The sequence below is a fragment of the Pedococcus sp. 2YAF34 genome, from assembly GCF_052114585.1.
Taxonomy (GTDB): domain Bacteria; phylum Actinomycetota; class Actinomycetes; order Actinomycetales; family Dermatophilaceae; genus Pedococcus.
The window spans coordinates 1-400 of record NZ_JBFRFA010000132.1 but is presented as its reverse complement, the minus strand read 5'-3'; the positions used below and the strand labels follow the sequence as shown (position 1 = coordinate 400).

Below are 400 nucleotides of genomic sequence, written 5' to 3'. Positions count from 1 at the left end.
GGGGACTTCATCAGGTAGGACGACGCGGACAGCAGCGCGCCGCCGATGCCGCGGTCCTTGGCGATCTTCGCGGCGCGGATGGCGTCGATGATGATGCCGGCCGAGTTCGGGGAGTCCCAGACCTCGAGCTTGTACTCCAGGTTCAGCGGGACGTCGCCGAACGCGCGGCCCTCGAGGCGCACGTAGGCCCACTTGCGGTCGTCGAGCCACTGGACGTAGTCCGAGGGGCCGATGTGGACGTTCTTGTCCTCGATCTTGCCCGCCAGCGGACCGGTCAGGTTCGAGGTGACGGCCTGGGTCTTGGAGACCTTCTTGGACTCCAGGCGGTCGCGCTCGAGCATGTTCTTGAAGTCCATGTTGCCGCCGACGTTGAGCTGGTAGGTGCGGTCCAGGGTGACCC

At 66.2% G+C, this 400-nt stretch carries 1 pseudogene; it reads right to left on the bottom strand.

The annotated features are described in order from the left end of the window. Positions 1 to 400, bottom strand: a pseudogene (locus AB4Z02_RS19230) (inositol-3-phosphate synthase); the annotation flags it as partial.